This window comes from Desulfobacter sp. (assembly GCF_050177295.1).
Genome location: NZ_JBFXHE010000249.1, coordinates 1 through 6,595, shown reverse-complemented (window position 1 = coordinate 6,595; position 6,595 = coordinate 1). Strand labels below are relative to the sequence as shown.

The window sequence follows — 6,595 nt, the reverse complement described above, 5'->3', positions numbered from 1 at the left end:
TACTCAGGATTGCAAGCAATCCCTTTCTCGTTCGACTTGCATGTGTTAAGCACGCCGCCAGCGTTCATTCTGAGCCAGGATCAAACTCTCCAGTTATAATCCTTTACTAAAACTTTTTAAGGTCTGCGCTTTAAGCTGTTAAGCCCCAAGCGCATTGTCATTGACCCGCTCTTTTCTTTTTCACTGACCAATTTTCAAAGATCAAAAAACTTGCTTCAAAAAAAATCTTCCCGGAAAACCGTTGGGCCGTTCCGTGAAGCCAGAGCAATATCCTTCATTTCCTAACCAATGTCAAATCTTTTTTTAATAAAATTTCATTTTTTTTGGGGGGGACTGCCCTGAAACCTTGGACCCAAGCCGGGGACAAAACGTTTGTAACGTTTTAAAATATCAGAAAAATTTTCACTTTGTTGCCCCGGGAACCGTATAGGTCTTACATGTTCCGCTTGAACAGGTTCGCTCCTGGGTATGGACGCCCTGGGCAGCATGTCCTGGCGAGCCCATGGCATAGTTGGTGGCCGAGACCACCCGCTGGAACGCCTTGGAACTACATTTGGGGCAGGCAACCTCCCGGTCATCCTGTGACCCCATGACAATCACTTCAAAAAATTCTTCGCATTTACTGCATTTAAATTCATATATCGGCATGTTGACTCCTATTATAATAATTTACCAAATATCAAGCAATGCCGGCATTTGTCAAGACGCCTCTGCCGTGTCAAGAAGTTCCCTGGCATGGGCAAGGGTGGCATCGGTGATCCGGCTGCCGCCAATCATCCGGGCAAGCTCCTTTACCCGGTCTTCCTGACAAGTCAAGGGGGAGATGCGGGTGGCGGTCCTGCCGCCTGACACCTGCTTGGTTATCCTGAACTGGTGGTTTCCGTACCTGGCAATCTGGGCCAGATGAGTAATGCAGATCACCTGTTGAACCCGGCCCAGTTCTTTAAGTTTAAGCCCTACCTTGTCGGATGTGGCACCGCCAATACCGGCATCCACCTCGTCAAAGATCAGGGTCTCAAAGGACTGGCCCCGGCAAAGCACGGCCTTAAGCGCCAGGACAATACGGGACAGTTCTCCGCCCGAGGCTATTTTTGCCAAAGGCTTTGGTGCTTCCCCGGGGTTTGGACTGAGCAGAAACCGCACCCTGTCCATGCCTGTGGCAGATATTTTTTCATTATCCTCCGTTGCAAGCTCGTCAGGGGCAACGCCTGGGTCCGTGGAAAAATCCACCTCAAAGGTAGCCCGGCCCATGTCAAGGGCGCCAAGCTCCGCCTTTGCCAGCCTGGCCAGGGCCAGGCCTTCTTTCTGCCGCCGCATGGACAAGGCCTTTGCCTTTTGGCGAATCCGGGCCACCAAACCCTTTTGTTCTTGTTCCAGCTCTTCTATACGCCCTTCAATCCCCTGGATGTCTGCCAGATTTTTTGCCATGTTCCGGTATTGCTCAAATATGGCGTCAAGACTGCCCCCGTATTTGCGCTTGAGTTTGACGATCTGATCCAGGCGCTGGTCCACCTGGTCCAGGGATTGGGGGTCCAGATCAATGCCGGCGGCAAAGGATCTGAACTCTGACACCAAATCCTGAAGTTCATAGGATATTTCGTCCAGGCGCCGGGCCATGGCACCAAGTTTTTCATCTGTCCCACAAAGCCGGCCAAACCGGGCAGACATACCTGAAATCTGATCCAGAACCGAATCTTCCCGGTCATATAAATTATGAATCGCACCGTTGACGGCTTCAAAAATCTGCCCGGCACTCTGCAGTTGGCTGCGTTTTTGAATCAGTTCTTCATCCTCACCTGGCTGGATATTGGCGGTTTCAATCTCATCCACCTGGAATTGGAGCAAAGCCAGTTCCTTTTCAGCCTTTTCCTTTCCGGCCTTTAAACCGGCGATCTCTTTTCTCAAAGGAACAATCTGCCGGTACAGCCCTGCCACATCTTTTCTTAAGTCAAGGGTCCGGGAAAATTCGTCCAGGATATCCAGGTGCTGATCTTCTTTGAGCAGCCCCTGATGGGCATGCTGGCTGGATACACCGGCCAGATTTTCAGTCACCTGTTTTAAGAACTCCAGGGTGGTCTGGCGGGAATTGATATAAATCTTGCTTTTTCCTTCAGCAGATACCATGCGTCTGATGATCAGGCCGTCTTCAATATCCATGTCCTGGTCTGCCATAAGCCGGGCAGCCTGGGAATCAGGAGCAATGTCAAACACGGCTTCCAGTTCGGCATTGTCCTTTCCGGTGCGGACCAGATCCGCCGATGCCCGTGATCCCAAAAGCAGATTTACGGCCTGGATGATAATTGATTTTCCTGCCCCGGTTTCCCCTGTCAGCACGGAAAGGCCGGGACCGAATTCAATACGCAGATCCTCAATGATCGCAAAGTTTTTTATGACCAGGGCGTGCAGCATAAAATCTCCTTGCCGAAGAAACTTGCTTGGGCATGCGGAACTCAGGATTTCGGGGAACCGGATGAGCCATCTTGGGGCGGGTCCAGATTCTTTTTCACGGTATCATTAACAGTCTTATAAACATCCTTGAAAGATTCATGGATGTTGGAAGGCGACAGCCGGCCCATTTCAATGAACTTGACTATAATTTCCTTGGTGGCTCTGAGTATGTGTTCGTCAACGGATTTCATAACTGGCTGAATACCAGAACCGTTTGATAAGGTCAATATTTGACCTGAATTTGTGTTGCCATGTGTCTCTGAATGCTTATAATACAGTTTTATTTTTAACTTTTCAGCATAAAGGCAGCCTTGCATAATGAATGAACCCCCCGTGGAGCATAACGACATCCATGTACTTGACCGGGACGGCAAACAGATTATTCTTATCGGAACAGCCCATGTATCCCGGCACAGCGCCCAGCTGGTTTCGGACACCATAGAATCAGAACAGCCTGATACCGTATGTGTGGAGTTGTGCAACAACCGCCTGGCTGCCATCCGGGATAAAGACAGATGGCAGAACATGGATATTATAAAAATCATCAAGGAAAAGAAAGCGCTGATGCTGTTTATGAATCTTTTGCTGGCCTCTTTCCAGAAGAAAATAGCCGATAAATTCGGCATCAAACCCGGCCAGGAGATGATCAATGCCATTGCTGCCGCAGAAAAAACAGGTGCTGTCATTATCCCTGCGGACAGAGAAATTCAGACCACCCTTTCCCGGATATGGCGGGGCATGGGATTCTGGGAAAAAACCAAACTGGTATTCTCCATAGCGCTGTCATTTGGACAGTCCGATGAAATTGAAGAGGCAGACATTGAAAAGATGAAGCACCAGGACATCCTGCAGTCCCTGCTTTCGGAGATCAAAGAGGATCACCCCATTATCGGGGAAATGCTGATTAACGAACGGGACCAGTTCCTGGCTCAAAGCATTTGCAATGCCCCGGGAGACAAAATTATCGCGGTTGTGGGTGCGGCTCATATACCTGGAATTTTGAAATATATTGAGCAAAATACCCCCATTGACCTTGCCGCACTCAAGACACTCCCCCCCTCCGGCAAGGCCGGGAAGATATTAAAATGGCTTATCCCCGGCCTGATCGTCATGCTTTTCATAGCCGGATTTCTCATGGGGGGCAAAGGCGCAGGAACCGACATGATTTGGATCTGGGTACTGGCCAACGGTATTTTTGCCGGTATCGGCGCATTGATCGCCCGGGCCCATCCATATACCATTTTTTCTTCCTTTGTGGCCGCACCCCTGACCTCCCTGAACCCCATGATCGCGGCAGGCTGGGTGGCAGGGCTTGTGGAGGCCTTTGCGCGTAAACCCAAAGTACGTGACCTTGAGGCGATCCCTGGGGATATCACCTCTGTAAAAGGGTTCTGGCGGAATAATGTCACAAGAATTCTTCTGGTGGTGGTATTCACAAATCTTGGTTCCTCCATCGGCACCATGACAGCCCTGCCGTTGATGATCAAACTTTTGTCCTGATATTGCAACTACGCTGATTTTAAAGGTATAATTACCGTTTATACAGATTATTGACGTTATTGAGTTTTTCTTGCTTTCATATCGTAATAAGGATATGTTCATGTATTCAAAAGGGAGTTCTCAATTTAATGGATATATTTGTAGCCCGCCAGCCTGTATTCACTTCAGATAAAAAAATTTTTGGTTATGAACTTTTATTCAGGCTCAGCCTGGACAATGTGTTCCCCAATATCGACGGGTCTGCTGCGACATCCGGTGTGCTGTCCAATACTTTTTTCTCCTTTGGGCTCAATGACATCCTTTCCGGAAAGCCCGGACTGATCAACTTTACCCGCGATCTTCTGCTCAAGCAGACACCGCTTCTTTTCCCGAAAGAGCATATTATCATTGAGGTTTTAGAAGACATTGAACCGGAACCAGAAATCATTGATGCATTAAAGACTTTTAAATCACAAGGGTTCAGGGTTGCCCTGGATGATTTTGTTTATGATCAGAAATTTAATGACATGATTCAGCTGTGCGACATGATAAAGTTTGATATCATGGCCACACCCCTGGATACCCTGGGCCCGGTTCTTAGATCCCTGAAAAACGAACTCAAGCATATCACACTGTTGTGTGAAAAGGTGGAAACCCATGAAGAGTTTAAACAGGCCAGAGCCATGGGATTCCAGCTTTTCCAGGGATATTTCTTTTCAAAACCCGAAGTCGTGTCACGCAAAGGCCTTTCAGCCAACCAGGTCACCAATCTGAAACTGTTAAATGAGATTGCAAAGCAGGAGCCGGCCTTGGACGTTATAGAGGGCATGATCAAAAATGATGTGGCCATTTCGTTCAAACTTTTGACGTTTATCAACTCAGCGTATTTTAGGCGTCCCACTGCCATAGACACGATCAAGGATGCCATCATCTTTTTGGGCTTGCAGGAGTTGAAAAAATTTATCAATGTGGTGGTGGTATCGGATATAAATCCGGACAAGCCCAATGAGCTGATCCGGTCTTCAGTAATCAAGGCCCGAATGTGCGAACAATGCGCTCATGTCATTAAAACCCGGTTTACGCCGGACGAATTGTTCACTGTGGGCCTGTTTTCAGCCATGGATGCCATTTTGGATATGCCCATGAAAGACATTCTTGAAAAAATTGCCCTGTCTGAAAAAATCAAGGATGCGCTTTTAGGTAAAAATCGGATGTTCAGCCAACTCAATGACTTGATCACAAACTTCGATCATGGACAGTGGAACCATACCAGGTTTCAGGCAGACAAAGATTCTCAACTGGTTCAAAACCTGCCCGCTTTTTACATGGATGCCTTAAAAATGGCGGATGCCTTTCTGACCTCGGCCTGATTTCGAATGGCGTTTACCTTGCGGGATTGGGCAAATTTCTGAATACAGGCCGGATACAGCTCCCACTCCTTTTGCAGCCCTTTTTCTTTAACATCTTCCAATGTATCTTCATCGGCTATTTCAAATGCCTTCTGTCCGATGATGGGGCCTGTATCTTCCCCGTAATCGATAAAATGAACCGTGCATCCACCAATTTTGCACCCGTACCGGAAGGTGTCCCCGTATCCGTCGGTACCAGGGAATGCAGGCAGCAGCGCCGGATGAATATTCATGATTCTATGCTCCAAGGGATTGGTGTTGATCCGGTCAATGAAATAAGGGGTCAGCACCCGCATGAACCCGGCCAGGACCAGCAAATCCATATCATAGGATTCAATATTGTCTAAAAGCTGCCGTTCGGCGATAACCCTGGATTTTATGAAAAACAGGGCTTTTTCATAATTCTTTTTCACATCCACCAGCCGCTGTTTTCCAAGGATATCTTCGGGGGCAAAATCTTTGGGGAGCAGGCTGTCAATATCCCGGACCTTGCGACAATTGGCAATGATCCGGGCATAATCCACCACAAAAGTGTTAATACCTGCCTTTTTTGCCCGGTCCAGGCCTTTCACCCCGCCAACATCTGACCCGGTAAAAACAATTTGCGCATCAATGCGTCCCTGGTCGCAGGCATCAATAATGGCCTGAAGGTTGGTGCCGCCGCCGGATATCAATGTGCCGACCTTTAATTTCTGAACCATGGTTCCATGCCTTTCACTATTGGTTTCCGTATCCGTTCTGAGCTCCGCAGTCAGGACATTCCCAGGTAATTCCGTTGCAGGTCATTCCCCACTGGTTTTCATACATGCAGGGCTGACACATGGAAAATCCGCACCGGCACTGCCAGCAAAACATGGCAGTGGCACCGCAGCAATGACATATTTTTGACCGGCTTTGCCGCCGCCGGGACTTCCCGGCGTTGGCCCGCGCCCGGGATTGTTGGGACATAAGACTTCTCCTTTGCTTCAAAAAATAGTATATATGCCGCTAATTAAATAATAATTCAACAGACAATTTCCTTAGGAAGCATATCATGGCGGCACCAAGCACTATTTACCTGATCGACGGCAGCGCATTTTTATACCGGGCCTTCCATGCCATCCGCAGCCTGTCCACGTCAAAGGGGCATCCCACCAATGCCACATTCGGGTTTACCCGGATTCTGCTTAAACTGCTTAAGGACAAGCAACCCAGATACGCAGGTGTTTTCTTTGATGTTAAAGGCCCAACCTTTCGCCATAAAATGTTTGATGAATATA

At 48.3% G+C, this 6,595-nt stretch carries 8 protein-coding genes and 1 rRNA gene; 3 read left to right on the top strand and 6 right to left on the bottom strand.

The genetic code is table 11. The annotated features are described in order from the left end of the window. The 4 genes from AB7U36_RS15795 to AB7U36_RS15780 all read right to left on the bottom strand — a co-directional run. Positions 1–96, bottom strand: a 16S ribosomal RNA gene (locus AB7U36_RS15795); the annotation flags it as partial. Between the two features lie 306 nt (positions 97–402). After that, positions 403–648, bottom strand: coding sequence for an FmdB family zinc ribbon protein (locus tag AB7U36_RS15790; protein WP_428160669.1), 246 nt, complete (start codon positions 646–648; stop codon positions 403–405). A gap of 51 nt (positions 649–699) precedes the next feature. Further along, positions 700–2,409: a DNA repair protein RecN gene (recN, locus tag AB7U36_RS15785; protein ID WP_428160668.1), complete on the bottom strand. Its 1,710-nt coding sequence runs from the start codon at positions 2,407–2,409 to the stop codon at positions 700–702. 41 nt (positions 2,410–2,450) lie between these two features. Beyond that, positions 2,451–2,639 (bottom strand): conjugal transfer protein TraB, encoded by a 189-nt coding sequence (locus AB7U36_RS15780; protein WP_428160667.1) that lies wholly within the window; start codon positions 2,637–2,639, stop codon positions 2,451–2,453. Positions 2,640–2,766: 127 nt separating this feature from the next. Between AB7U36_RS15780 and AB7U36_RS15775 the strand changes: the two genes are divergently transcribed. Beyond that, a complete protein-coding gene (locus tag AB7U36_RS15775; RefSeq protein WP_428160666.1) occupies positions 2,767–3,948 on the top strand; it encodes a TraB/GumN family protein in 1,182 nt (393 codons plus the stop codon). Positions 3,949–4,076: 128 nt separating this feature from the next. Continuing rightward, positions 4,077–5,297, top strand: coding sequence for an EAL and HDOD domain-containing protein (locus tag AB7U36_RS15770; protein ID WP_428160665.1), 1,221 nt, complete (start codon positions 4,077–4,079; stop codon positions 5,295–5,297). Here the strand turns inward: AB7U36_RS15770 and purN are convergent. Both purN and AB7U36_RS15760 read right to left on the bottom strand, forming a co-directional pair. Beyond that, on the bottom strand, positions 5,249–6,037 hold the full coding sequence (purN, locus tag AB7U36_RS15765) for a phosphoribosylglycinamide formyltransferase (protein ID WP_428160664.1): 789 nt from the start codon (positions 6,035–6,037) through the stop codon (positions 5,249–5,251). The genes AB7U36_RS15770 and purN overlap by 49 nt on opposite strands. Positions 6,038–6,053: 16 nt before the next feature. Further along, positions 6,054–6,284 carry a hypothetical protein gene (locus tag AB7U36_RS15760; protein ID WP_428160663.1) on the bottom strand — a complete coding sequence of 77 codons (231 nt, stop codon included), beginning with the start codon at positions 6,282–6,284 and terminating at the stop codon, positions 6,054–6,056. Between the two features lie 85 nt (positions 6,285–6,369). On the opposite strand from AB7U36_RS15760, the gene AB7U36_RS15755 reads away from it, so the two are divergent. After that, positions 6,370–6,595 (top strand): hypothetical protein (locus tag AB7U36_RS15755; RefSeq protein ID WP_428160662.1); only part of this gene is annotated, 226 nt, incomplete at its 3' end.